This is a genomic window from Blastococcus sp. DSM 46786 (assembly GCF_900109665.1).
In the GTDB taxonomy this organism is placed as follows: domain Bacteria; phylum Actinomycetota; class Actinomycetes; order Mycobacteriales; family Geodermatophilaceae; genus Blastococcus; species Blastococcus carthaginiensis.
Genome location: NZ_FOAO01000004.1, coordinates 38,081 through 61,802, shown reverse-complemented (window position 1 = coordinate 61,802; position 23,722 = coordinate 38,081). Strand labels below are relative to the sequence as shown.

Here is a 23,722-nt window from a genome sequence, read left to right as displayed (position 1 = left end):
GGCTACCAGGCCGTGGTCGCCTGGAGGACCGCCTCGGTCAGCGCTCGCGTGCGCAGGCCCGTCACCTGCTGGTACTCGGGGTCGGCGACCATGTGGCTGAACGCCTCGCGGGAGGGGTAGCGGACCAGCAGCACCGCGTCCCAGTCCTGCCCGGACTCGGCCACCAGCGGGGTGGAGCCGCTCCCGGCGTAGAGCACCTCGCCGCCGTACCGGGGGAGGAACGTCGTGGACAGGGCGTCGGCGTACTGCGCGTAGAGCTCCCGCCCGCCCTCGGCGAACCGCAGCAGGTTGAGCATCACGACGGGGCCGCCGGGGTCCTCCTGGAGATAGCGCTTCAGGTCCGCACCGCGTGGATCGATCGCCATGCCGGCAAGCTAGCAAGCCCGTCGACACGCCGGGCCGGGCGACGTGCCGGCAGGTCGGCGTACCGGTCCTGCCGCGCTCAGGGCCAGCCCTGCTCGTGCAACGGGGTGACGGTCACCTCGTTGAGCACCAGCTCACCCGGTGCCTGCACGAGCCACGCCACCAGGTCGGCGACCCGCTCGGGCGGCAGCGCGTCCCGCGGGTCGGGCGCGTCCCCGGTGGCGGCTGCCCGGCGCGCGCCCGGCCCCCAGACGCCCCAGGACGTCGCCATGGCTCCCGGGTAGAGGACGCAGGCGCGGATCCCGTGCGCGCGGCCCTCGGCCGCGAGCGCCTGGGTGAAGCCGGTGAGGCCGAACTTCGACGCGCAGTACGCCGCCGCCGACCCCCAGCCGCGCAGCCCGGCGACCGAGGAGACGTTGACGATCGTGCCGCCGCCGGCGCTCCGCATGTGGGGGAACACCGCCCGGCTGAGCACGAAGGGGGCACGCAGGTTCACCGCGAGGACGCGGTCCCAGTCCTCGACCGTCGTCTGCTCGACGGTGCCGGGGACGTCGGTGCCCGCCGCGTTGACCAGCACGTCCACCCGTCCCCAGGCTCCGACCACCTGGTCGATGGCGGCCTCCGACGATCCGGCATCGGCGAGGTCGACGGTGCGCGCCAGCGCCGTCCCGCCGGACCGCTCGACCTCCGCGGCCACGGCCGCGAGGTCGTCGGCCCCCCGGGCGAGAAGGGCGACGCGGTGGCCGTCGGTGGCCAGCCGGAGCGCCACCGCGCGCCCCAGCCCGCTGCTGGCACCGGTGACGACCGCCACCGGGTGGCGGTCCACATCGCTGTCCGCCACGGGATCAGCCGGTCGTCCGTCCGCGGAACGGGCGGTCAGCGCTGCCTCGCCGGGTCGAGCACCCGGTCGAAGACCAGTCCGGTGCCCTGCGCCTGGACGTACTTGTCGGCGACGTCGACCGCCCAGTCGCGTGCCGACCACCGGGTGGGGTGGTAGAGCCCGAGTGCGGTGTTGAGCAGCACGTCGCCGGTGTACACGGTGGCGAAGACCGTGTTCACCGCCCGCTGACCCCGGAGGCCCTTCCAGGCGGCGATGCCGTACGCGGTGCCCCACATCATGCCCAGCGAGAAGTGCGTCGCGTAGTTCAGCCGGCGACGACCCTGCGGTGTCCTCGGATCGGCGGGGGTGACCTTCTGGGCGAAGTCGGCGGGGGCGTAGCTCTCGCTCCGCTGGGTGAGCGGCATCTCGACGAGCTTCTGGAAGGCGGTCATCACGACGGTCCCCCCGAGGCCGGCGAGGACGCCGCGCCCGATCGCCCCGGCGGCCGGTGTACGTCTGGCGGTGTGCATGCGGTCGCCCTACCCGCGGACGGTGGCGCCGAACACGGCTTCTCGGGCGCGGCGACCGGTGACTGCCGGGTGAGGACGGACGCCTCGGGTAGGGGTGCGGCATGCAGAACGGACCGCAACTGCGTGAGGGCAGCCTCCAGCTCGCCGACGGCCGCACGCTGGCGTACGCCGAGCACGGCGACCCCGACGGGTGGCCGGTGCTGGGTTGCCACGGTTCGCCGAGCTCGCGGCTGGAGCGGCACGTCGAGGACCCGGCGGACTACCGGCGGTGGGGCGTGCGGTTCGTCGTCCCCGACCGCCCCGGCTTCGGGCGCTCGGACCCGCACCCCGGCCGCCGGGTCGCGGACTGGCCCGACGACGTCGCCCAGCTGCTGGACCACCTCGGCATCGACCGGTGCGCGGCGCTCAGCCTCTCCGGCGGGGCCGCCTACGCGCTGGTCTGCGCGCACGCCCTCGGCGACCGGGTGACGACCGTGGGGATCCTCGGCGGTGCACCGCCGCCGGACGTCCCGTGGCCGTGGCCGCGCTGGATCCCCGGGCAGCTGCGGGCCGCCCTGCACCGCCCGGCCCGGCTGGCGGCGGTGCTGCGGCCGGTGCTCGCGCCGATCGGTCTGCGGCCGGCGATGATCCCGCGCTACCTGCGGCTGCGGCTCAACGCGGCCGACCGGCGGGTGATCGGGCGCCCGGCCGTCCGGCGGGTCCTGGCCGACACCTTCACCGAGGGGTTGCGCAACGGCAGCGCGGTGCTCGCCGAGGACCGCGCCCTGCTGTTCCGGCCATGGGGCTTCCCGCTGTCCGAAATCCGACAGCAGGTGCACATCTGGCACGGCACGCAGGACTGGCAGGTGCCCGTCGTGCTCGGCCAGGTGCTGAGCGCGATGCTGCCCCGCTGCTCGGCGCACTGGCTGCCCGGGGAGGGGCACTTCCTCGTCTTCGACCACGCGGAGGAGATCTACGCGGCCCTCCGGCCGTGATGCGGGTCAGGCCAGCTGGGCGGCGACCAGCGGTTCGAGCGTCGCGCGCGGGTGGCGCTGCTGCAGGATCCGCAGCGCCCACTTGTCGGGGAACAGGGCCAGCAGCTCGCCGCTGGGCCGGCGCACCACCTCGACGCCGCCGGAGGAGGCGATCATCGGCAGCGACTCCTCGTCGGTGCGCATCGCCAGGTTGTAGGGCAGCCGGTCCAGCGCCACGGGGGCGTGGAACTCGTGCTCCATGCGGTGGGTGGCGACCTCGAACTGCATCGGCCCGACGACGGCGAGCACGGGAGAGCCGTCGCCGCGCCGGTCGGAGCGGAGCACCTGCACCACGCCCTCGGAGTCGAGCTGCTCGATGCCCTTGCGGAACTGCTTGTGCTTGGCGGTGTCCCGGCTGCGAACGACGGCGAAGTGCTCGGGCGCGAAGGTGGTCAGCGGCGGGAACGCGACCGGCCGCTCGGTGAAGAGGGTGTCGCCGACGCCGAGGGCCGAGGCGTTGACCAGGCCGACGACGTCGCCGGGGTAGGCGACGTCCACGCTCTCCCGCTCGCGGCCGAACACCTGCTGGGCGTACTTGGTGGCGAAGGGCCGCCCGGTACGGCCGTGGGTGACGACCATGCCGCGATCGAAGACGCCCGAGCAGATGCGGATGTAGGCCAGCCGGTCGCGGTGCGCGGCGTCCATGCCCGACTGCACCTTGAACACGAAGGCGCTGAACGGCTCCGCCAGGTCGCGCACCGCGCCCTCGGCGTCGGGGCGCCCGGTCGGGGCGGGCGCGAGGTCGACCAGCGTGTCCAGCAGCGCACCCACCCCGAAGTTCGAGACGGCGGAGGCGAACAGCACCGGCGTGGTGACCCCGCCGAGGAAGGACTCCTGGTCGTGCTCGGCGCCGGTGGCCTCGAGCAGCTCTGCCTCCTCGACGGCCTGCGTCCACACCTCGCCCTCCCGCGCGGTGGCCTCCGCCGCGGTCAGCTGCTCCTCGGGGGCGATGGTCGCGCCACCGGCGGTGCGGGTGAAGCGGCGGAAGGTGCCGTCGCGGCGGTCCAGCACCCCGCGGAAGTCACCGGCGATCCCCACCGGCCAGGTCAGCGGGGTGGGGGTGAGCCCGGTGCGCTCGGCGATCTCGTCCATCAGCTCCAGGGCGTCCTTGCCCGGGCGGTCCCACTTGTTGACCACGGTGACGATCGGGATGCCCCGGTGCTTGCAGACGGCGAACAGCTTCATCGTCTGGGTCTCCAGGCCCTTCGCGGCGTCGACGAGCATCACGGCGGCGTCGACGGCGGTGAGCACCCGGTAGGTGTCCTCGGAGAAGTCCGCGTGCCCGGGGGTGTCGAGCAGGTTGATCACCGCGTCGCGGTACTCGAACTGCAGCGCCGCGGAGGTGATGGAGATCCCGCGCGCCTTCTCCATGTCCATCCAGTCGGACACGGTGCCCCGCCGGCCGGCCTTGCCGTGCACCGCGCCGGCCTGCCCGATCACCCGCGCGTGCAGGGCGAGCGCCTCGGTGAGCGTGGACTTGCCGGCGTCCGGGTGGCTGATCACGGCGAACGTGCGCCGCCGGGCGGCCTCGGCGACCGCTGCCCGGCCGGTGCGGTCGACGTCGCCGGCGGGTGGGGCGGCACTCACGGTGGTTCTCCTCGGGGTCCGTGGGCGCGCGGGTGCGGAGGCGGCGGCCCGGGGTGCTCCGGGACGCCGGGCGGGGGGAGGGACCAGCGGTCAGCGGGCCGGCCGGCGGCGTCCGAGCACCCTGAACGCTACAGGCGTCAGCCGACGACCTCACCGGTCGGCCGGTCCCGCTCCGCTGCTCGCCCACATCCTCACTGTCAGCCGACGGCATCACGGGTCGGCTTCCGGCCCCGCTCCGCTCCTCGCTCGTTCCTCGCTGCGATGCTCACGGCGCCGTCAGCCGACGTAGCCGCTGCGCATGTCCTCGACGACCAGCGGCCGGTCCAGGGTGGAGGGCTCCAGCCGCTGCCGCGGGCGGTCGGCCGGGAAGACCCCGGCCGCCGACAGGACCGCCGCGTCCAGGAAGCGGGTGGGCGGTGCATCGGGGGAGAGGGCCAGGTCCGGCGGCTGCTGCGCCTGCTGGGCCAGTGCGAAGCCCCAGTCGCCGAAGCTCGGCACGTGCACGTGGTACGGCGTCGCCGCCAGCCCGGCCGCCTCCAGCGTGGAGACGGTCCGCCAGTAGGCGTCCGGCGTCGAGTACGGGCTGCCGGCCTGCACCGTGACCAGCCCGCCCGGTGCGAGCGCGGCGGAGACCAGGCCGTAGAACTCGGCGGAGTACAGCCGTCCGAGCACGGGGGTGTCGGGATCGGGCATGTCCACCACCACCGCGTCGAAGCCGGTCGCGGCCGGCGAGCGCAGCCAGCGGAACGCGTCGTCCACGACCACCCGCACGCGGGGGTCGTCGAACGCGCCGGCGTTGAGCTCGGCCAGCCGGGTGCGGGCGAGCCGGACGACCTCGGGGTCGAGCTCGACCTGGACCACCTCGCGCACGGACGGGTGGCGCAGCACCTCCCGCGCGGCCAGCCCGTCACCGCCGCCGAGGACGAGCACCCGGGCGGGATCGCGCGCGAGCACCGGGTGCACCAGCGACTCGGTGTACCGGTGCTCGTCGCGGCTGGAGAACTGCAGATCGCCGTCGAGGTAGAGCCGGAGGTCCCCGGAGCGCGCGGTCAGCACGATCTCCTGGTAGGTGGAGCGCTCCGCGACCATCACCGGGTCCGCGTAGAGCCGCTGCCGCGCGGTCGTCTCGATGTCCCGCGCCTGCACCAGCAGCGTGCCGAGCAGCAGGGCCGCCGCCAGCAGCGCGCCGGTGGCCGTGCGCCGCGCCCGCGGCGTCATCTGCCGCCGCAGCAGCAGGCCGCACACCACCGCGGCGGCGAGCAGGTTGACCAGCCCGGTGATCGCCGCGCCCCGCACCTGACCGGCCAGCGGCAGCAGCACGAACGGCCACGCCAGCCCGCCGAGCAGCGCACCGGCGTAGTCGGCGGCGTTGAGGTCGGCGAGCACCGTGCCGCTGCCCTCGGCGTCGATGTCGTCGCGGCCGGTCTGCAGCAGGGTCATCAGCAGCGGCACCTCGGCGCCGACCAGGACGCCCAGGACGGCGGTCGCGGCGAGCAGCACGGCGGTGCTGGTGCCGTAGAAGGAGAACGACACGTACAGGGTGACGGCGCTGAGGCCCCCGGCGACGCCGAGCAGGATCTCGACCGCGACGAAGGTGGTCGCGGCGTGCGGCAGGAAGGGCTTGACCAGCAGCGCGCCGGCGCCCAGCGCGGCCACGAACCCGGCGACGATGAGCGAGGTCTGGGTGATCCCGCCGCCGACGAGGCTGGCCGACAGGGTCAGCAGCACCAGCTCGTAGACCAGCCCGCAGGCGGCGCAGACGGCGACGGCGGCCAGCAGCAGCGGGCGCGAGCGCACGGCACCGCCGTCCCCGGTACGGGCCGGTGCCGGGACGGCGACCCCCTCCACCGACGACGTCACGACGTCACGGCGTCACGACAGCGCGGCGGCGTTCACCGCGCCGATCGCGACCAGGCTGACGCCCACGGCCCAGGCCGAGCCGCGCAACCGCGGCTCGTTGACCAGGGCGCGCAGGTCGGCGGGGATGGCCGCGTCCAGCAGACGGAGAGCCACGGCCTGCAGCACGACCCCGATGGTGCCGTAGACGGCCGTGTCGACCAGCCCCTGGCCGAGGTCGTCGCCGCTGGTCATGATCGCCGTCACCACGATGATCGCCAGCGCGAGGTGGTTGGCGCCCAGCAGGATCGCCGCGTTCGGGTTGTGGTCGAGGTAGACCTGGGTGCGCAGGTTGCCCGGGGTGATGAGGTCCAGCGCCAGGAACCCCAGGGCCAGCACGCCCACCCCGATGACGAAGAACAGCAGCGTCCCCACGACACCCTGGACCAGCAGGTCGCCGTCGACGGTGCCGAACTCGAGGGCCTGCCAGGTCGTGGTCACGTCGGGAACTCTCCTGAGGTCGGTGAGGGGCTGGGGGAGCGGCGGGTCACTTGCCGTCGCCGGGACCGCCGCCGCCACCGGTGCCGGCGGGGGAGCCCGGGCGGAAGCCAGGCCCGAGGAAGGCGAAGAAGCCGCTGCGGTAGCGGCCGTCGAGGTCCTCGACGCGCACCGTGCTGCCGCCGGTGGCCGCGCTCACGATGACGATGTCGTCGTCGTAGCGCAGGTACTCGTTGCCGCCGTCGGCCTGCCGCTCGGCGGGCGGCACGGCGTCGGCGATCGCCGCGGTGGTGGTGCCCACCGGGTCCGGCGAGCTGTAGACCGAGGTGTCGTCGATGATCTCGGTCCGCTCGTAGGTGTCGTCGAGGAAGTCGCGGACCCGCGTCCCGCTGCCGCACCCGGCGAGCAGGGCGACGATCAGCAGCAGCGCCGCCAGTCGGCGGGCCGGGCTCACGGCGTCCACCTCGTCCGCGTCGTGACCACCTCGCCGGAGCCGCCGGCGGGGTAGAGGTGCCAGGTCTGCCAGGCCCAGCCGCCGGGGGCGAGGGGCTGCGCCGTCATGGCGGTCAGCGCGCCGGCGGCCCCGGGGAAGGCGCCGCACAGCCAGGCCGGATCGCCGGTGGCCAGCTCCCGCAGGCGCCGTGCGGTCGCGTCGAGCTCGTCCGCGGACGTGGTGGTGGTCGCCGAGGTGAACGCGTAGCCGCCCGCGCGCAGCCCGGCCGGGAGCGGGCGGCCCCCGGCGCCGACGGCGTCGCAGGAGACCTCCTCGGTCAGTCGGTGGCCGCCGGCCTCGGCGGAGACCACGTGGGAGGCGCCGAGCACGCCGAGGGTGAGCGTCGCACCCGCGACGCCGGCGATCCGGAGCTGCGCCAGCGGGACGGGCGCCGGCCCGTCGATCAGCAGCCCCAGCGCTCCGGCGGAGACGTCGCGGGGGGTCACGTCGAGCTGGTGCAGGCTCATGTGCCCGGCGTCCGGTGGTAGACGGTCAGCTCGCCGCGGCTGACGGCCCGTCCCGTGGAGACCTCCCAGGACTGGGTGGGCGCCCAGCGCTCGAAGGCGAGCAGGCCGGTCTCGTCCGCCGTCGCGTAGTCGGCGTAGTCCACCGTGCCGCTGGGCGGGGTGCCGGTGGTGCCCTCGGCGGTGTAGTCGGCCCGGCCGCGCTCGATCTGGCGGTGCACGCGGTCGTCGAGGACCACGTCGCCGTCGGGGGTCAGGTTCGTGCCCTCGCGACGCATCCACAGCGCCATCTCGAGGTCGCCCTCGTCGTCCTCCACGGTGAGCCAGCGCCGGCCGGTCGACCCGTCGAGCAGGTGCTCGCGCCAGGTCGTCCCGCCCTCCTCCAGCACGATGGTGCCGCGGACGACGTGGTCGATCCCGGCGTAGGTGATCACGTCACCCACGCCGATGGCGTGCGGGTCGTAGACGTCCGGCTCGTCGGCCAGCGGGTCCACCCGCGGCCGCGGGCCCGCCGCCCGTGCCAGGTTGCGCCGGCGGAGCACGAGCACGACGACGGCGAGCACCGCGAGGGCCGCGAGGACCACGACGAGGAGGACGAGCAGCACATCGGGCATCGCGGGGGCCTCTCGGCGGGGTGCGGTTCGGGGGAAACCTATCGCGCCGGAGGATCGACGCGTGACCGAGCGCCCCGCCGCCGGGGGCGGTGGGTCAGGAGCCGGGGCGGTGGGTCAGGAGCCGGTGGCGCGCGCCCCCGCGGGCGCGACCCGGTCCGCATCCTCCGCGGCGTCCTCCGCCGGACCGGCGGCGCTGTTGCCGTGGAACGCCGTCTGCGGGACGACGGTGCCCCCGGGGCGCCGTCCGGTCTGGGCGGCGGCGAGCGCCTCGGGTGCCAGCGCCGGGTCGACCCGCCCCCACTCGGTCTCGACGTCGGTGAGCAGGGCCTCGAGGTAGGCGCGCAGCTGCGCCCGGCAGGCCTGGGCGAACGCCTTGAGGAACGCCACCTGCTCCTCCAGCTCGGCGGTGGTGCGCTCACCTGCGGCGTCGCCGTCCCCGCCGGTGGGCACGGTGAGCCGGGCGGCCGCCTCCTGCGCCGCCTGCATGATCGCCCCGGCGTTCTCGCGGGCGCGCCGCAGCTGCTCCTCGTACTGGTCGCGGGCCTCGGCGGTCATCTGCCGGCTGAAGTCCTCGGCCTCGGCGACGTACTCGTCGGCCGTCTGCTGAGCGCTGGCCAGGATCTTCACCGCCTGCTCACTCGGCGGCGCGGGCACCACGACGCCCGAGAGGCGCTCCTGCAGCGCGGCGACCTGGCGGCGCAGGTCGTCGCGCTCGTCCGCGAGGCTGCCCACCTCCGCGGCCACCAGCTCCCGGAAGCGGTCGACCTCGCCCTGGTCGTAGCCGGGGTGCAGCATCGTGCCGCCCGTGAACCGGGCACCACGGATCTGCTCCGGCGTCAGCCGCCGTGCGTTCCCTCCGGCCCCGGACGTCTCGGTGGTGGTCATTCGGTCACCTTCCCCTCGGCACTGGGCCCCGGTCGGCTAGGGGCGAACACCTCGCTGCGCACCCGCTCCCGTGGCACGCCGTGCCGCAGGAGGCCCTCGACGGTCGCGTCCACCATGGGCGCCGGACCGGCCACGTACACCTCCCGGCTGAGCCACGGCCCGTGCCGGAGGACGACGTCCCCCACGTCGCCGTGCTCCAGCCCGGACAGGTCGTCGTCGGAGACCGCGCAGGTCACGCCCAGCCACGGGTGGGCGGCCTGCAGCTCAGCGATCGCCGCGCGGTCGTGGAGCTGGTCCTCGGTGCGGGCGCCGACGTAGAGGTCGACCCGGCGGGCCGGGCCCTGCCGGGCCACCTGGTCGACCAGCGCCTTGAGCGGCGCGAGGCCCATGCCGCCGGCGACGAGCAGCAGGTCGCGGTCGGAGCTGTCGGACAGCGTGAGCTCGCCCAGCGGGGGGCCCAGGCGCAGCAGGTCGCCCACCTCGGTGCTGCGCACCAGCGCGGTGCTGACCGGGCCGCCGGGGCGCGCCTTCACGTGCAGCTCCAGCGTGCCGTCCTCGCGCGGTGCGTTGGCGGGGGAGTAGTAGCGCCACAGCCGGGGGCGGCGGTCCATCTCCAGCGACATCGACTGCCCGGCGAGGTAGTTGACCGGCACCTCGGGCCGCACCTGCAGCACCGCCACGTCGATCGCGCGGCGCTCGTGCGCCACCACCTCGGCCCGCCACGTGGCCGGCTGGTCCGCGGACTCCTCGGCGCCCTGGACCATCACCGACGCGACGAGCTCGTAGGCCTCCGTCCAGGTGCGCGCACGGTGCTCGTCCCACTCGTCGTCGAAGTGCTCCAGCGTCGCGAGCAAGCTGGGCATCACCGCGGGGTAGTGCGCCGGCAGCGTGCCGAACTTGCGGTGGTCGTGGCCCAGCTGCTTGAGGATCGGCACCAGCCCATCGAGGTCGTCGACGTGCGACACCACCTCGCCCAGCGCGTGGAAGAACCGGTCGCGCTGGTGGGCCATGGAGACCGGGAACATCGCACGGGTCTCGGGGTGGCTGAGGAACAGGTGCGAGTAGAAGTACAGCGGCGCCTCGTCGCCGGTGGCGGCCGCCTTGGCGAAGCTGGCCCGCATCGCGGCGATGTCCATCGGTGCGTGCCTCCTCGCGGCGGGTTCCGTCCGTCCGGCCGAGCGCGCACCGGCTCCGGTGCGCGACGACGCCTGCGCGCTGCGCTTGGCCGTTCCCCGGTGCACTCGGAGTCACACGGGTTGGACCGAGGTTTCTGAACCTCCCTCGCGGCCCGGGGAAGAAAACTCGCTCGCCGCCGATGAGCCGGGCGGGGAGAGTCGGTCTGACACCACGAGGCAACCGCACGACGCGAACCCGGGTGAGGTACCCATGGCGCTGCACGCACCACTGGCCGTCGAGGCGACGGCGCTGACCAAGTCCTACGGGACGACGACCGCGGTGAGCGGGCTCGACCTCGCCGTCCCGGCCGGGACGGTGTACGGCGTGCTCGGCCCCAACGGGGCGGGCAAGACCACGACCATCCGGATGCTGGCCACGCTCATCCGGCCCGACTCCGGCAGCGCCCGGGTGCTCGGGCACGACGTGGTCACCGAGGCCGACGCCGTGCGCGCGCAGGTGAGCCTGACCGGCCAGCTGGCGTCGGTCGACGAGGAGCTGACCGGGCGGGAGAACCTCGTGCTGCTCGGCCGGCTCCTGGGGCTGTCGCGCGCCGGGGCACGGGCCCGCGCCGACGAGCTGCTGGAGGCCTTCGGCATCGCGGCGGCCGCCGGCAAGCTGGTCAAGCACTACTCCGGGGGCATGCGCCGCCGGCTGGACATCGCGGCGAGCATCGTGGTCACCCCGCGGCTGATGTTCCTCGACGAGCCGACCACCGGGCTGGACCCGCGGTCGCGCAACCAGGTGTGGGAGATCGCCCGCGCACTGGTGGCCGGGGGCACCACGATCCTGCTCTGCACGCAGTACCTCGAGGAGGCCGACCAGCTCGCCGACGGGATCGCGGTGATCGACCGCGGCCGGGTGATCGCCGAGGGCACACCGGCCCAGCTGAAGGCCTCGGTGGGCACCGGGGCGCTGCACGTGCGGCTGCTCGACCCGGACCGCCGCCCCGACGCGGCCGACGTCCTGGATCGCGCGCTGGGCCCGGTCTCCCTGGAGCCGGACCCGGCGGTCCTGTCGGCCACCTGCCCCGACCCCGCCCGGGCCGCGACCGCGGTGGCCGAGCTGGCCCGGACGGGCATCGGCCTCGCGCACTTCTCGCTCGACCAGCCCAGCCTGGACGAGGTCTTCCTCGCGCTCACCGGCCGCGGCGCGGAGGAGCCGCCCGGACCCGCACCGACCCTGGAGGAGCAGACGTCATGACCACCGCGACCACGGACGCCGACGCCGCGGCGGTGCGCCGGGCGATCGCCGGCACCGAGCGGCCGCCACGGCCCGGCCCGCTGCAGACGGCGCTCACGTTCGGCTGGCGGGGCATGCTGAAGGTCAAGCACGTCCCCGAGCAGCTGCTCGACGTCACCGTCACGCCGGTGATGTTCCTGCTGATGTTCACGTACCTGTTCGGCGGCGCGATCGCGGGCTCCACCAGCGCCTACCTGGACTACACGCTGCCCGGCCTGCTGGTCATGTCGGTGCTGTTCACCACCGTCTACTCCGGTGTCGCGCTCAACACCGACCTGACCAAGGGCGTCGTCGACCGGTTCCGCTCGCTGCCCATCTGGCGCCCGGCCCCGCTGCTCGGCTCCCTGCTCGGGGACAGCGTCCGGTACGTCATCGCCGGCACGGTGCTCATCACCGTCGGCGTCCTGCTCGGCTACCGCCCCGACGCCGGGGTCACCGGCGCCGTCGCGGCCCTGGCGCTGGTGGTGGTCTTCTCGTTCGGGCTGTCCTGGGTGTTCTCGGTGCTCGGCCTGCTGCTGCGCAGCCCGAACGCCGTCATGAACGCCGGCTTCATGGCCATCTTCCCGCTGACGTTCCTGTCCAACGTCTTCGTCGACCCGGCCACCCTGCCCGGGCCGCTGCAGGCGTTCGTCGACGTCAACCCCATCTCGATCCTGGCGACGGCGTCGCGGTCGCTCATGGCCGGGGAGCCCGACGTGCCGGCGATCCTGGTCTCGCTCGCGGTGGCCGCGGCGCTGGCCCTGGTGTTCCTGCCGATCACCACGCGGCTGTACCGGAGCCGCTGAGCGCCGGGCCGGGTCAGGCCGCGCGCGCCGCGGCCGGTGCCGGGGCGGGCGCCGCCCGGGGGATCGCCAGCCCGCCGACGAGGCCGGCGGCGAGCACCGCGGTGCTCACGCCGAACGCGACCTGGAAGCCGGCCACGTCGGTGAGCCAGCCGGCGACCAGGGGGCCGGCGATGGCGCCGAGGTCCGCCGACATCTGGAACACGGCCACCACCCGGCCGCCCCGCCCGCCGCTGAGATCGCCGACCAGCGCCGCCGGTGCGCTGGCCAGCAGGGAGGCGCCGAGCCCGAAGACGGCCATGGAGAGGAGGAAGGCCCAGATCGCCGACGGCAGGACCAGCACCGCCATGGCCGCGGTCGCCAGGGCCGCCCCGAGGACGAGCGAGGGCCGCCGTCCCCAGGCGTCGACCAGCCGGCCCGAGCGGAGCAGCCCCAGCGCCTGGGCGAGCGAGCCGGCCAGCAGGCCGGCCCCGGCCCAGGCCACCGTGCGCCCGAGCTCCTCGGTGACGTAGAGCGGCACCAGGGAGTTGCGGACGCCGAACAGCACCCAGCCGACGCCGAAGTTGGCCACCAGCGCGGCCAGGTAGACCCGGGAGCGCAGCGCGCTGCCCAGCCGGACCGGGCCGGCATCCAGGTCGGGGCCGGCGACGTCGGCCGCCTCGGGCGCGGCCGGGTCGGGCTCGGCGGTGCGCAGCAGCGCCATGCCGACCGCGCCGGCGACCAGCAGGAAGCCGGCGTAGAGGAAGAACGGCAGCCGCGGTGAGAGCTCCGCCAGCAGCCCGCCGGCCGCGGGACCGGCGATGCCGCCGAGGATGAAGCCGCCCTGCCAGGTGGCGGCGGCCCGGCCGCGGTGCGACGGCGGAGCGACCCGCAGCAGCAGCGACAGCGCCGCGACGGTGAACATCGCGCTGCCGATGCCACCGGCGGCGCGCAACCCGAGGAAGAGCGGGAAGGACCCGGCGAGCCCCGCGAGCCCGGTGGTGACGGCGACGATCACCAGCCCGGCGGCGAGCACCAGCCGTTCGCCGAACCGCTCGACCAGGGTGCCGCCGCTGAAGGCCGAGACGAAGCGGAAGAAGGCGAAGGCGCTGACCGCGAGGCCGACGGCGGTGGTCCCGACGCCGAAGGAGCGGGCGAACAGCGGGATGGCCGGGGCGACGATGCCGAAGCCCAGGGCCACGACGAAGGCGATGACCGCCAGGACCCTGACCTCGCGGGGCAGCCCGCCCCCCGTCCCGACCCGCACGAGAGGCGATCGTCCCACGCGCAGCCCTGGCGGCCGCCGCCGAGGTCCCGGTGCGCGGGCGGCCGGGCCGCCCGCGCACCGGAGGAGCTACCCGGCGGTGATGCCGGCCGGCTTCCGCGCCCCGGTCCGCTCCTCGCTCGTTCCTCGCTGCGATGCTCCCGCGGCTGTCAGCCGGCGATGATGCCGGCCGGCTCCCCCCTGCAGGGGCCCGCCGCGAGCTTGCGAGCGGTGGGGGGCAGGGGGTGTTTTTCAGCCGGCGATGCGCCGGGCGCTGTTGTAGCCGCCCATCGAGTCCACGGAGGCGACCTTCACCGGCACCCCGGACGTGGCGGCGTGCACCATCTGGCCGTTGCCGATGTAGATGCCGACGTGGCTGACCGGGCTGTAGAAGAACACCAGGTCGCCGGGCTGCAGGGCCGACCGGGAGACCGGCGTGCCCATGGTGGACTGCATCCGGCTGGAGTGCGGCAGGCTGATGCCGGCGGCCGCGTAGGCGTACTGCACCAGGCCCGAGCAGTCGAAGGCGTTCGGCCCGGCGGCCGCCCACACGTAGGGGTCGCCGATCTGTGCCATGGCCGTGCTCACCGCGGTCTGCGCCGCCGCGCTGCCCCCGGACGGGGCGGGCGGCGCCGGCGGTGCCGGCGGCGGGGGAGCGGCGGGAGCCGGTGCGGGCGCCGCGGCGGCGGGCGCCGGTGCGGGCGCCGCGGCGGCGGGCGCCGGAGCGGGGGCCGCTGCCCGCGGGGCCGGTGCCGCTCCAGGAGCCTCCGCCGCCTCCGCCGCCTCGGCCGCGGTCTCGGCCGCCTGCGCGGCCGCGGCCTCCTCGGCGGCGTGCCGCTCGGCGGCGGCCCGGGAGGCCCGCTGCTCCTCGGCGCTCAGCCGCTCGTACTGCGCCTGGTAGGAGGCGATCTGCTCGTCGAGCCGGGCCCGCTGGGCGTCCACGCGCTCGACCTGCGTCTGGGCGTCGGCCGCGGCCTCCTCGGCGGCCGCCCGGGCGCGCTCGGCGTCCTCCCCGGCGCTCTGGGCCTCACCCAGCACGCCGTTGTTGTGCGCGGCGATGGTGTCGAGCATGCCCATCCGGTCCACCAGCTCGGTGGGCGACCCGCTGGTCAGCATCGCCTCCACGGTGCCCAGCCGGTCGCTGGTCCAGGCGCTGCGCGCCACCGTGCGGACGCGGTCCTGCGCCTCGGTCAGCGCCGCCTGCGCGGCGGTGAGCTCCTCGGCGGCCGCGTCGGCGGCCGCCTGCGTGGCCTTGAGCTGCTCACGGGTCTCGTTGAACCGCTCGGTGAGGACCTCCAGGTCGTGCGCGCGGGCGGCGATGAGCTCCGCGGCTTCCTGGGAGGTGGCCGGCCGGTGCGGCTCGGCAGAGGCGGGGAGCGGCGTCAGGGCGACGCCGCCGGCGGCCACGAGGGCCAGCAGGGCCCGCCGACCGGTGATCCGGCGGTGGGCAGGGCTGAGCGAACTCGCCATGTTCGGCGGGTCTTCCTTTCTTCCACGGCCGCCTACCGGGTGAGCTGACGGGTTCGGGCGGGAAGGCGCCCGGCGTCCGGCGGCCCGTGCAGGCCGGTCGGCCGCTTCACCCCGGTGGTGCGTGTGGGTCCCCGGTCCGGTGCCGGACGGATCCGGCGGGTGGTTCGGCGGCGTCCGGGCGGCTGTCACCGGTTTCAGCGACGGACGGGTCCGTCCGGACGGGCCCACGCTAGGGGGCGATCCGCGGCACCACCATGCCTGCGGCCGACTTCGTCCGGAGCCGTCGCGCTGCGCCGCGAACCCGGGCACGCAGCGTCACCGGCACGCCGCGACACGCCCTCGACCGGCTGACGTGAGGTGGGCCACCTCGCCGACGACCCAGACCGCCGGGGGGCGGACTCCGTGCTGGGTGAGGGTGGCGGGGAGGTCGGCCAGGGTGGTGCGCAGGGCGCGCTGGGTGGGGGTGGAGCCGTCGGTGACGACGGCGACGGGGGTGTCCGGCGCGCGGCCGTGCCCGATCAGCGCGGTGGCGATGGCGGGGGCGGTGTCGACGCCCATGAGGACGACCAGGGTGCCGCGGAGCCGGCCCAGGGCGGCCCAGTCGACCAGCGACTGGGGGTGGCCCGGGGGCAGGTGGCCGGAGACGACGACGAACTCGTGGGTGAGGCCGCGGTGGGTGACGGGGATGCCGGCGAGGGCGGGGACGGCGACGGCGCTGGTGATGCCCGGCACGACCTCGACGGGGATGCCGGCGGCGGTGCAGGCCTGGAGTTCTTCGTAGCCGCGGCCGAAGACGAAGGGGTCCCCGCCCTTGAGGCGGACGACGCGGCGCCCGGCCCGGGCGTGGTTGACGAGGAGGTCGTTGATGGTCTCCTGGGCCATGGAGCGGCCGCGGGGCAGTTTCGAGGCGTCGATGATCTGGACCTCGGGGGGCAGGGAGGCCAGCAGCGGCTGGGGGCCGAGGTGGTCGGCGACGACGACGTCGGCGGTGGCCAGGGCCTGGCGGCCGCGGACGGTGATCAGGCCGGGGTCACCGGGGCCCCCGCCGACCAGCACCACGCTGCCGCGCCCGTGCTCCCGCCGGCGCACCGCCAGGGTCCCGTCCGCCAGACCGGCGAGGACGCCGTCGCGGAGCCCGGCCGCCGCCCGCTGGTCGTCTGCGCCGTGGACCGCCACGACGAGGTCCCCGGCGCGCCCGGTGACCGGCAGCTCGGCGCTGGCCGCCGGCGAGCCGTCGGTGCGGGCGCAGAACACCCGCTCCCGGTCGGCGTCGGCGAGCACCGCGGCGTCGACGTCCGGGTCGCCGGTCGCGGCGAGGGCGAACCAGGCGCCGGTGAGGTCGCCGGCGGCGTAGGGGCGGGCGCACCAGGTGAGCCGCCCGGCCGCGGCCGCCGATTCCAGGGCCGGGGTGACGTCGGGGCTGACCACCGCCACCTGCGCGCCCGCGGCCAGCAGGCCCGCCGCGCCGCGGTGCGCTGCCGCCCCACCGCCGACGACGACCACGCGCCGCCCGGCCAGGCGCAGCCCGACCGGGTGCGGTGCGTCGTGGGGGGTCACGGTTCCTCCTGGTGGCTCGGCAGCGGGGTGGGCGGGGTCCGGCAGCCGGGCGACGGCGACCGTCACCCGGCCGTGCACCGTCTTGCCGACCTCCAGCACGCCACCGGTCAGCAGCGCGGCGGCCTCGGCGACCGACGGGGTGCCGACCCGCCGGGCGACCGCGCCGGACGGTGCCGGTACGCGGACGCCGGCCAGCACCTCGGCCGGGTGCCCGGTGAGCGGCCAGCCACGCCGCCCGGCGGCGTCCACCAGGCCCGGCTCGCGCACCCGGCTGTCCAGCGTGGCCAGCGCGACCGGCCCGGCCGGGTCGGGGAGCACCGCGTCGACGGCGGCCAGCACCTCGGCGGCGCTCACGCCGGAGGCGAGCCCGATGCCGACGGACCTCACGTCGGCACCCCCGGGCGGTCGGGGAGGGCGGCCAGCAGCCCGGTGGCGTCCCGGGGGAGCGGCCCGTCGGGGAGCAGGCCGAGTGCGCGCAGCCGGGCACCGACCGCGAGCGCCCAGGGGCGGGACAGCCGCGCGCGGGCGAGCAGGTCGCCGTCGCCGAGGATCCTGCCGGGCGGGCCCTGCACCACGGTGCGGTCGACGACGACGGCCACCTCGTCGGCCCAGCGCAGCGCCAGGTCGACGTCGTGGGTGCTCATGACCACCGTGGAGTCGTGCTCCTGCAGCCGGGTGAGCGCGGCGAGGGTGTCGGCGACCGCGGTCGGGTCCAACCCGGCGGTCGGCTCGTCGAGCAGCAGCACGCAGGGGCGCATGGCGACCGCGCCGGCGATGGCGACCCGCTTGCGCTCCCCGTAGGAGAGCTGGTGCGTCGGGCGGGCGGCCAGCGGGGCGACGGCGAGCAGCGCGAGCGCCTCGGCGACGCGGGCCCGCACCTCCTCCTCGGCGAGGCCGAGGTTCAGCGGGCCGAACGAGACGTCCTGCCCGACCGAGGCGCTGAACAGCTGGTCGTCGGGGTCCTGGAGCACCAGTTGCACCACCTGCCGGTGCTCGCGCAGCCCGCGGCGGGTGTGCCGGAGCGGCGCGCCGTCGACCGTGATCACGCCCGCGGCCGGGGGCAGCGCCCCGGACAGGCAGCGCAGCAGCGTGGTCTTGCCCGACCCGTTGGCGCCCAGCAGCGCCAGCCGCCGGCCCGGTGGGACGGTGAGCCCCGCCCCGTCGAGGACGGGTGCCGCACCCGGGTACCCCGCGACCAGGCCGGAGGCGGCGAGCGCGCGGTGGCTCACCGCACCACCAGCGTGAGCGCGGTGATGCCCGCCGGCAGGGCCAGGGCGAGCGCGAGGAAGGGCCGGGAGGAGGGCAGCGCATCCGGCAGCACCCGGAGGCCGGTCTCCATGCCGCGGCCGGCCAGGCCGTCCTGCATGCGCCGCGCCCGGTCCCACGACCGGGTCAGCACGGCGGCGGCCAGCATCCCGGCCGAGCGGTAGGAGCGGCGTGGGCCGGCCCACCCCATGCGCGCGGCCTGCGCCTCGCGGATGGTGCCCAGGCTCTCGAGCAGCACGAACACCAGCCGGTAGGTCACGCCGGCCACCTCGACGACCGCCGCCGGCACGCGCAGCCGGCGCAGCTCGGGCAGCAGGTCGGACATGGGGGTGGTGGTGGCCAGGAGCAGCACCGCGGCGCTGCCGGCCACCGCGTGGCCCACGAGGGAGCCCGCCCGCGCCGCGGCGTCCGGTGCCCAGCCGATCCCGCCGTCACCGACCGCGACCACCGCGGTGAGCGCGCCGATCGCGATGAACGCCAGCGGCCAGCGGATGGCCCGGCCGAAGGTGCGGGCGGGCACCCGGGCGGGGCCCAGCGCCAGCGCGACGGCGGCGAGGCCGACGAGCACGCTGCCCGGCCAGGCGGGCAGGAGCAGCGCGCAGCCGACCAGGCCGGCGCAGAGCAGCAGCTTGTCGCCGGGCGAGCGCCCGCGCCAGGCGCTGCCCCACGCAGCCTCGTCGACCGCCAGGCCCGTCACCGCCGGTCGGCCTCCGCCGCGGTGCCCCCGGACGTCGTCGTCGTCGCCGTCGCCGCCGCTATCGCCGTCGCCGTCGCCGTCGCCGCCGTCCGCCGGCCGCGGAGCCGGCCCAGCACGTAGCCGAGCACGCCGCCGCCCAGCGCGGCTTGCAGCGCGAACAGCCCGGACTCGACCTCGCCGGCCGGGCTGAAGAACGACTCGAACCACGGGGTGTAGCCGTCGGCCTCGAGCTCCTCGGTGACGGCGGCGTCGGTGCCGCCGTACCCGGAGGTGCCGCCGTCGACGAGCAGCGGGACGGCGAACAGCGCGACCACCGCGACGACGAGCAGGGCGTTGACGAGCGCGCGGCGCGTCACGCGGCACCTCCGGTGGGCACCGGCGCGGGCTTCAGGATGCCGAGCCGCTCGAGCTCGGGGCGGGCGTTGACGGTGAGGACGCGGAACAGCAGGACGCCCAGCAGGCCCTCGCCGATCGCCAGCGGGATCTGGGTGACGGCGAAGACGCCGAGGAACTTGGCCAGCGTGCCGGCGAGCCCGGTGCTCGCGTCGGGGAAGGCCAGCGCCAGCTGCAGCGAGGTGGTGACGTAGGTGGCGAGGTCCGCCAGGGCGACGCCGACGAAGACCGCCGGCAGCAGCCCGGCACCGGCCGCGCGGGTCAGCCGGTAGGCGGCGTACCCGGCCCACGGCCCGACGACGGCGAAGGCGAAAGCGTTGGCCCCGAGCGTGGTCAGCCCGCCGTGCGCGAGCAGCAGCGCCTGGAAGAGCAGTACCACCGTGCCGAGCAGGGCCATCACCGGTGGCCGGAACAGGATGGCGCCCGGGCCGGTGCCGGTCGGGTGGCTGGAGCTCCCGGTGATGCTCGGCAGCTTGATCGCGCTCAGCACGAAGGTGAACGCGCCGGCCGCGCCGAGCAGCAGGGTGGACTCCGGGTTCTCCCGCACCTCCTTGACCACGGCCCGGGCGCCGTGCGCGACGAACGGCGCCGCGGCGAGCGTCCAGCCCAGGGCGTGCCCGGCGGGCAGGAATCCTTCAGCGATGTGCACGGGCGTGCTCCGTTCGGACGGCGGGGGCGCAGGCGGTGACGAAGCGCTGGGCCAGCTCGGGGGCGCCGGCCCAGTTGAGGTGCAGGTAGGAGGCGTGGACGCCGCCCGAGACGAACCCCTCGGCGCCGGTCCTCGACCACTGCCAGGCGGGGGCCGGGCCGGCCGGGGGATCGGCGTGCGTGCGGTGGAACTCGTGCCCGCGCACCCGGGTGCCGGCCGGCGCGAGCACCGAGCCGGTCACCGCGACCGCGGCGCGGTAGCCCAGGGTCAGCCGGGGCGCCATCGCCGTCGCCACGTCCAGGACACCGCACATCGGCACGCCGTCGAGCTCGCGGGCCAGGTACAGCAGCCCGGCGCACTCGGCGGCGACGGGTGCCCCGCGGGCGGCGAGCGCCGCGACGTCGGCGCGCAGGGACTCGTTGGCCGACAGCTCGGCGGCGTAGACCTCGGGGAAGCCGCCGCCGACCACCAGCCCCGCCGTGCCCTCGGGCAGCGCCTCGTCGCGCAGCGGGTCGACGGTCACCACCTCCGCGCCGGCCGCGGCGAGCAGTTCGGCGTTCTCGGCGTAGCCGAAGGTGAACGCGGGCCCCCCGGCGACGGCGATGCGCGGGCGGCTCCCGGTCGGCACCACCTCCGCCGCCGGGTCCCAGGGCTGGGCGGTGAGGTCGGGCGCGGTGCGGGCGAGCCGCAGCACGGCATCCAGGTCGACGCCGTCGGCGACCACCTCGCCGAGCCGGCGCACCGTGGCCACCGCCTCGGCCGAGCGCTCGGCGGCCGGCACCAGGCCGAGGTGGCGGGAGGGCGTGTGCAGGGTTTCCAGCCGCCGGAGGGCGCCCAGCACCGGGACGCCGGCGGCACCGAGCGCCTCGCGGAGGATCGCCTCGTGCCGGTCGCTGCCGACCCGGTTGAGGACGACGCCGCCGAGGTGCACCGCAGGGTCGAAGGTGGCGAAGCCGTGCACCAGGGCGGCGACGCTGCGCGCCTGCGACGACGCGTCGACCACGAGCAGCACCGGCGCCTGCAGCAACCCGGCCACGTGCGCCGTCGAGGCGAACCCGGGCTCGACGCTCGGGTGGGTGGCGCCGTCGAACAGCCCCATGACGCCCTCGACCACCGCCAGGTCGGCGCCGCGGGCGCCGTGCAGCAGCAGCGGGGCGATCCGCTCCTCGCCGACCAGCCAGGGGTCGAGGTTCCGGCCGGGGCGGCCGGCGGCGAGCCCGTGGTAGCCCGGGTCGATGTAGTCGGGGCCGACCTTGTGCGGGGAGACGGTCAGCCCGCGGGCGGTGAGCGCGGCGACCAGGCCGGTGGTGACCGACGTCTTGCCCGCGTTCGACGACGGCGCGGCGACGACGATGCGCGGGAGGCGGGTCACCACTCGATCCCCCGCTGGCCCTTCTGACCGGCGTCCATCGGGTGCTTGACCTTGGCCATCTCGACCACCAGGTCGGCGGCCTCGACCAGCGCCGGGGGAGCGTCTCGCCCGGTGATGACGACGTGCTGGTTGCCGGGGCGCGCCGCGAGCGTCGCGACGACGTCGTCGACGTCCACCCAGCCCCACTTCATGGGGTAGGTGAACTCGTCGAGCACGTAGAACCGGTGCGCCTCGGCGGCGAGGTCGCGCTTGATCTGCGCCCAGCCCTCGGCGGCGTCGGCGGCGTGGTCGACCTCGGTGCCCTGGCGGCGCGACCAGCTCCAGCCCGAGCCCATCTTGTGCCAGACCACCGGACCGCCCTGGCCGGTGGTGGCGTGCAGCCCGCCGAGCGCGGTCAGCGCGTTCTCCTCGCCGACCTTCCACTTGGCGCTCTTGACGAACTGGTAGACCGCGATCGACCAGCCCTGGTTCCACGCCCGCATCGCCATGCCGAAGGCGGCGGTGGACTTGCCCTTCATCTCGCCGGTGTGCACCGCCAGCAGCGGGCGGTTGCGGCGCTGCCGCGTGGTCAACCCGTCGGCGGGGACGACGGGGACCTGACCCTGGGGCACCTCAGGCCGCCTTCCGAGCGTCGCGGACGGTGGCGGCCAGCGCCTCGGCGCCCAACTCCTCCAGGCGCATCGTCCGCGCGCCCAGCGCTGCGCCCAGCGACGCGGCCAGGCCCAGCCGCACCGGCCCGGACTCGCAGTCGACGACGACCCCCGCGACGTCGGCGGCGGCGAGCAGACCGGCGGCCCGGCGGGCCTCGCCCAGGTGGTCGTCGCCGCGCGCGCCGGTGGCCCGGCCGTCGGTGACGACGACGAGCAGCGGCCGGCGCCGGGGGTCGCGGACCCGCTCCAGCGCCAGGGTCCGGTGCGCCTCGAGCAGCCCGGCGGCCAGCGGGGTGCGCCCGCCGGTGGGCAGGGTGCGCAGCCGGGCGGCGGCCGCCTCGACCGACCAGGTCGGGGGCAACGCGAGCTCGGCCTCGCCGCCGCGGAAGGTGATCAGCCCGACCTTGTCGCGGCGCTGGTAGGCGTCCAGCAGCAGCGACAGGACGGCGCCCTTGACCGCGGCCATGCGCGAGCGGGCGCCCATCGAGCCGCTGGCGTCGACGACGAACAGCACGAGGTTGCCCTCGCGGCCCTCGAGCACGGCCTGGCGCAGGTCGTCGCGCTCGACCAGCAGGCCCGGTCCGCTGCGACCGCGGGACCGCTGGTGGGGGGCGGCGGCGAGCACGGTGCCGGCCAGGTGCAGCTTCGTGACGCTGCCCTCGGGGCGGGTCGAGCCGACCACGCGGCCGCGCTCGGCCCGGGCTCGCGACCGCCGGCCCGCGGCGCCCGAGCCGATGCCCGGCACCTCCAGCCGCCGGGTGCGGAACGGGTCGGCCGGCGCGACCGCGGCCTTCTCGGGGGCGGGGGTGGCGTCGGTGTGCCCGCCGCCCTCACCGCGCGGGGCGGTCGTCGGCCCGCCCGCCCCCTCGCCGTCGTCAGGCAGAGGATCCTTTACCTGCGTATCGGCGCTCGATCCGCCGGTATTGCTTCCTATGCCTGGGCCCCCGCCGCCGTCAGGCCCCCCGCCGCCGTCAGGCCCGCCGTCGCCGTCCTCGCCGCCGTCCGGGCCGTCGTCGTCCGGGCCGCCGCCCTCGGGGGGCTGGGGGTCCTCGTCGGGACGGGAGTCGGCCAGCGCCTGGTCGAGCGTGTCGTCGTCCAACCCCGGGGCGTCGAACGGGTTGCGCCGGCGCCGGTGCGGGAGCGCCAGCCGGGCGGCGACGCGGACGTCGTCCTCGGTGACCTCCTCCCGGCCGCACCAGGCGGCGTGCGCGATCGCGGCGCGGGCGGTGACGAGGTCGGCGCGCAGCCCGTCGACGTCGAAGGCGGCGCAGACGGCGGTGACCTGGCGCAGCGCGGCGTCGGTGAGGACGACGCGCGGCAGGCGGGCGCGGGCGCCGGCGATGCGGGCGGCCAGCGCGGTCTCCTCGGCGGCCCACTGCGCGGCGAAGCCGGCGGGGTCGGCGTCGGAGGCGAACCGGCGGCGCACGACCTCGGCGCGCACGTCGGGGTCGCGCGGGGCGGCGACCTCCACGGTCAGCCCGAAGCGGTCGAGCAGCTGGGGGCGGAGCTCGCCCTCCTCGGGGTTCATCGTGCCGACCAGCAGGAACCGGGCCGCGTGCCGCACGGAGACGCCCTCCCGCTCGACGTACGCGGTGCCCAGGGCGGCGGCGTCGAGCAGCAGGTCGACCAGGTGGTCGTGCAGCAGGTTGACCTCGTCGACGTAGAGGACGCCGCGGTGCGCGGCGGCGAGCAGCCCCGGCTCGTAGGCCTTGACCCCCTCGGTCAGCGCCCGCTCCAGGTCCAGCGAGCCGACCAGCCGGTCCTCCGAGGCGCCCACCGGCAGCTCGACCAGCCGGGCGGCGCGGGTGCGGGCGGCGGCGCCGGGCTCGTGCGGGCCGTCGGGGCAGTCCGGGTCCGGGGCGGCCGGGTCGCAGCCGAAGCGGCAGCCGGCCACGACGTCGACCGGCGGCAGGACGGCGGCCAGCGCGCGGACGCTGGTCGACTTCGCGGTCCCCTTCTCGCCCCGCACCAGGACGCCGCCCACGGCCGGGGAGACGGCGTTGAGCAGCAGGGCCAGGCGCAGGTCGTCCATGCCGACGACGGCGGTGAAGGGAAAGCTCATGCGGGGTACCCGCGCATGGCACGCGTCCTCTCCCCGGGTGTCCACGCCCGGAGGTGGCAGGGA

Annotated in this window: 24 protein-coding genes and 1 riboswitch; of the genes, 3 read left to right on the top strand and 21 right to left on the bottom strand. The window is 76.2% G+C overall.

Annotated features, from left to right (window positions below; translation table 11 throughout):
• Nucleotides 1-2: 2 nt before the first annotated feature.
• The 3 genes from BMW62_RS04940 to BMW62_RS04930 all read right to left on the bottom strand — a co-directional run bounded on the left by BMW62_RS04940 (nt 3) and on the right by BMW62_RS04930 (nt 1,713).
• Entirely contained in the window at nt 3-365 is a 363-nt protein-coding gene (locus BMW62_RS04940) for a DUF1330 domain-containing protein (RefSeq protein ID WP_091929738.1), read from the bottom strand.
• Between the two features lie 77 nt (nt 366-442).
• Nucleotides 443-1,204: an SDR family oxidoreductase gene (locus BMW62_RS04935; protein ID WP_091929737.1), complete on the bottom strand. Its 762-nt coding sequence runs from the start codon at nt 1,202-1,204 to the stop codon at nt 443-445.
• A gap of 35 nt (nt 1,205-1,239) precedes the next feature.
• Nucleotides 1,240-1,713 (bottom strand): hypothetical protein, encoded by a 474-nt coding sequence (locus BMW62_RS04930; RefSeq protein WP_091929736.1) that lies wholly within the window; start codon nt 1,711-1,713, stop codon nt 1,240-1,242.
• Between the two features lie 101 nt (nt 1,714-1,814).
• Here BMW62_RS04930 and BMW62_RS04925 point away from each other — a divergent pair, with 101 nt between their 5' ends.
• Nucleotides 1,815-2,687, top strand: a complete 873-nt coding sequence (locus tag BMW62_RS04925) for an alpha/beta fold hydrolase (RefSeq protein ID WP_091929735.1) — start codon at nt 1,815-1,817, stop codon at nt 2,685-2,687.
• A gap of 6 nt (nt 2,688-2,693) precedes the next feature.
• On the opposite strand, the gene BMW62_RS04920 is transcribed toward BMW62_RS04925, so the two are convergent.
• From BMW62_RS04920 to BMW62_RS04885, 8 genes are all read right to left on the bottom strand, one after another.
• Nucleotides 2,694-4,313 carry a peptide chain release factor 3 gene (locus tag BMW62_RS04920; protein WP_091929734.1) on the bottom strand — a complete coding sequence of 540 codons (1,620 nt, stop codon included), beginning with the start codon at nt 4,311-4,313 and terminating at the stop codon, nt 2,694-2,696.
• A gap of 276 nt (nt 4,314-4,589) precedes the next feature.
• Nucleotides 4,590-6,173 (bottom strand): polyamine aminopropyltransferase, encoded by a 1,584-nt coding sequence (locus tag BMW62_RS04915; protein WP_244523845.1) that lies wholly within the window; start codon nt 6,171-6,173, stop codon nt 4,590-4,592.
• Between the two features lie 12 nt (nt 6,174-6,185).
• Nucleotides 6,186-6,650, bottom strand: coding sequence for a DUF350 domain-containing protein (locus BMW62_RS04910; RefSeq protein ID WP_091929733.1), 465 nt, complete (start codon nt 6,648-6,650; stop codon nt 6,186-6,188).
• Nucleotides 6,651-6,696: 46 nt separating this feature from the next.
• Nucleotides 6,697-7,101, bottom strand: coding sequence for a DUF4247 domain-containing protein (locus BMW62_RS04905; RefSeq protein WP_091929888.1), 405 nt, complete (start codon nt 7,099-7,101; stop codon nt 6,697-6,699).
• Nucleotides 7,098-7,607, bottom strand: coding sequence for a DUF2617 family protein (locus BMW62_RS04900; protein ID WP_091929732.1), 510 nt, complete (start codon nt 7,605-7,607; stop codon nt 7,098-7,100). Before BMW62_RS04900 ends, BMW62_RS04905 begins: the two co-directional genes overlap by 4 nt.
• Nucleotides 7,604-8,218, bottom strand: a complete 615-nt coding sequence (locus BMW62_RS04895; RefSeq protein WP_091929731.1) for a DUF4178 domain-containing protein — start codon at nt 8,216-8,218, stop codon at nt 7,604-7,606. The genes BMW62_RS04900 and BMW62_RS04895 overlap by 4 nt, the downstream gene beginning before the upstream one ends.
• Nucleotides 8,219-8,332: 114 nt before the next feature.
• A complete protein-coding gene (locus BMW62_RS04890; protein WP_091929730.1) occupies nt 8,333-9,103 on the bottom strand; it encodes a DivIVA domain-containing protein in 771 nt (256 codons plus the stop codon).
• Nucleotides 9,100-10,239: a globin domain-containing protein gene (locus BMW62_RS04885; RefSeq protein WP_091929729.1), complete on the bottom strand. Its 1,140-nt coding sequence runs from the start codon at nt 10,237-10,239 to the stop codon at nt 9,100-9,102. Before BMW62_RS04885 ends, BMW62_RS04890 begins: the two co-directional genes overlap by 4 nt.
• Nucleotides 10,240-10,489: 250 nt before the next feature.
• Between BMW62_RS04885 and BMW62_RS04880 the strand changes: the two genes are divergently transcribed.
• Complete coding sequence (locus BMW62_RS04880; protein ID WP_091929728.1) at nt 10,490-11,479, top strand: ATP-binding cassette domain-containing protein; 990 nt, start codon at nt 10,490-10,492, stop codon at nt 11,477-11,479.
• Nucleotides 11,476-12,303 (top strand): ABC transporter permease, encoded by an 828-nt coding sequence (locus BMW62_RS04875; RefSeq protein ID WP_091929727.1) that lies wholly within the window; start codon nt 11,476-11,478, stop codon nt 12,301-12,303. The genes BMW62_RS04880 and BMW62_RS04875 overlap by 4 nt, the downstream gene beginning before the upstream one ends.
• 13 nt (nt 12,304-12,316) lie before the next feature.
• Here the strand turns inward: BMW62_RS04875 and BMW62_RS04870 are convergent, their stop codons facing one another.
• The 10 genes from BMW62_RS04870 to BMW62_RS04825 all read right to left on the bottom strand — a co-directional run bounded on the left by BMW62_RS04870 (nt 12,317) and on the right by BMW62_RS04825 (nt 23,659).
• Nucleotides 12,317-13,546: an MFS transporter gene (locus BMW62_RS04870; protein WP_091929726.1), complete on the bottom strand. Its 1,230-nt coding sequence runs from the start codon at nt 13,544-13,546 to the stop codon at nt 12,317-12,319.
• Nucleotides 13,547-13,795: 249 nt separating this feature from the next.
• Nucleotides 13,796-15,013, bottom strand: a complete 1,218-nt coding sequence (locus BMW62_RS04865) for a C40 family peptidase (RefSeq protein WP_170852210.1) — start codon at nt 15,011-15,013, stop codon at nt 13,796-13,798.
• A gap of 14 nt (nt 15,014-15,027) precedes the next feature.
• Nucleotides 15,028-15,181, bottom strand: a riboswitch (cyclic di-AMP (ydaO/yuaA leader).
• 147 nt (nt 15,182-15,328) lie between these two features.
• Nucleotides 15,329-16,957 carry a uroporphyrinogen-III C-methyltransferase gene (gene cobA, locus BMW62_RS04860; RefSeq protein ID WP_091929725.1) on the bottom strand — a complete coding sequence of 543 codons (1,629 nt, stop codon included), beginning with the start codon at nt 16,955-16,957 and terminating at the stop codon, nt 15,329-15,331.
• Nucleotides 16,954-17,799, bottom strand: coding sequence for an energy-coupling factor ABC transporter ATP-binding protein (locus tag BMW62_RS04855; RefSeq protein WP_091929724.1), 846 nt, complete (start codon nt 17,797-17,799; stop codon nt 16,954-16,956). The genes cobA and BMW62_RS04855 overlap by 4 nt, the downstream gene beginning before the upstream one ends.
• Nucleotides 17,796-18,533: a cobalt ECF transporter T component CbiQ gene (gene cbiQ, locus BMW62_RS04850; RefSeq protein ID WP_091929723.1), complete on the bottom strand. Its 738-nt coding sequence runs from the start codon at nt 18,531-18,533 to the stop codon at nt 17,796-17,798. The genes BMW62_RS04855 and cbiQ overlap by 4 nt, the downstream gene beginning before the upstream one ends.
• Nucleotides 18,530-18,889 carry an energy-coupling factor ABC transporter substrate-binding protein gene (locus BMW62_RS04845; RefSeq protein ID WP_091929722.1) on the bottom strand — a complete coding sequence of 120 codons (360 nt, stop codon included), beginning with the start codon at nt 18,887-18,889 and terminating at the stop codon, nt 18,530-18,532. Before BMW62_RS04845 ends, cbiQ begins: the two co-directional genes overlap by 4 nt.
• The gene (locus BMW62_RS04840; protein ID WP_091929721.1) at nt 18,886-19,575 is read right to left on the bottom strand and encodes an energy-coupling factor ABC transporter permease; all 690 of its coding nucleotides are present in this window, start codon (nt 19,573-19,575) and stop codon (nt 18,886-18,888) included. Before BMW62_RS04840 ends, BMW62_RS04845 begins: the two co-directional genes overlap by 4 nt.
• Nucleotides 19,562-20,947 carry a cobyrinate a,c-diamide synthase gene (locus BMW62_RS04835; RefSeq protein WP_091929886.1) on the bottom strand — a complete coding sequence of 462 codons (1,386 nt, stop codon included), beginning with the start codon at nt 20,945-20,947 and terminating at the stop codon, nt 19,562-19,564. Before BMW62_RS04835 ends, BMW62_RS04840 begins: the two co-directional genes overlap by 14 nt.
• Nucleotides 20,944-21,558 (bottom strand): cob(I)yrinic acid a,c-diamide adenosyltransferase, encoded by a 615-nt coding sequence (cobO, locus tag BMW62_RS04830; RefSeq protein ID WP_091929720.1) that lies wholly within the window; start codon nt 21,556-21,558, stop codon nt 20,944-20,946. The genes BMW62_RS04835 and cobO overlap by 4 nt, the downstream gene beginning before the upstream one ends.
• Nucleotide 21,559: 1 nt before the next feature.
• Nucleotides 21,560-23,659, bottom strand: a complete 2,100-nt coding sequence (locus BMW62_RS04825) for a putative cobaltochelatase (protein WP_091929719.1) — start codon at nt 23,657-23,659, stop codon at nt 21,560-21,562.
• Nucleotides 23,660-23,722 lie beyond the last annotated feature (63 nt).

Excerpts from the sequence above, each read along its gene's own strand:
- BMW62_RS04940 (WP_091929738.1), bottom strand. The coding sequence starts at position 365 with ATGGCGATCGATCCACGCGGTGCGGACCTGAAGCGCTATCTCCAGGAG.
- BMW62_RS04930 (WP_091929736.1), bottom strand. The coding sequence starts at position 1,713 with ATGCACACCGCCAGACGTACACCGGCCGCCGGGGCGATCGGGCGCGGC.
- BMW62_RS04925 (WP_091929735.1), top strand. The coding sequence starts at position 1,815 with ATGCAGAACGGACCGCAACTGCGTGAGGGCAGCCTCCAGCTCGCCGAC.
- BMW62_RS04900 (WP_091929732.1), bottom strand. The coding sequence starts at position 7,607 with ATGAGCCTGCACCAGCTCGACGTGACCCCCCGCGACGTCTCCGCCGGA.
- BMW62_RS04895 (WP_091929731.1), bottom strand. The coding sequence starts at position 8,218 with ATGCCCGATGTGCTGCTCGTCCTCCTCGTCGTGGTCCTCGCGGCCCTC.
- BMW62_RS04890 (WP_091929730.1), bottom strand. The coding sequence starts at position 9,103 with ATGACCACCACCGAGACGTCCGGGGCCGGAGGGAACGCACGGCGGCTG.
- BMW62_RS04885 (WP_091929729.1), bottom strand. The coding sequence starts at position 10,239 with ATGGACATCGCCGCGATGCGGGCCAGCTTCGCCAAGGCGGCCGCCACC.
- BMW62_RS04880 (WP_091929728.1), top strand. The coding sequence starts at position 10,490 with ATGGCGCTGCACGCACCACTGGCCGTCGAGGCGACGGCGCTGACCAAG.
- BMW62_RS04875 (WP_091929727.1), top strand. The coding sequence starts at position 11,476 with ATGACCACCGCGACCACGGACGCCGACGCCGCGGCGGTGCGCCGGGCG.
- BMW62_RS04865 (WP_170852210.1), bottom strand. The coding sequence starts at position 15,013 with ATGGCGAGTTCGCTCAGCCCTGCCCACCGCCGGATCACCGGTCGGCGG.
- BMW62_RS04825 (WP_091929719.1), bottom strand. The coding sequence starts at position 23,659 with ATGAGCTTTCCCTTCACCGCCGTCGTCGGCATGGACGACCTGCGCCTG.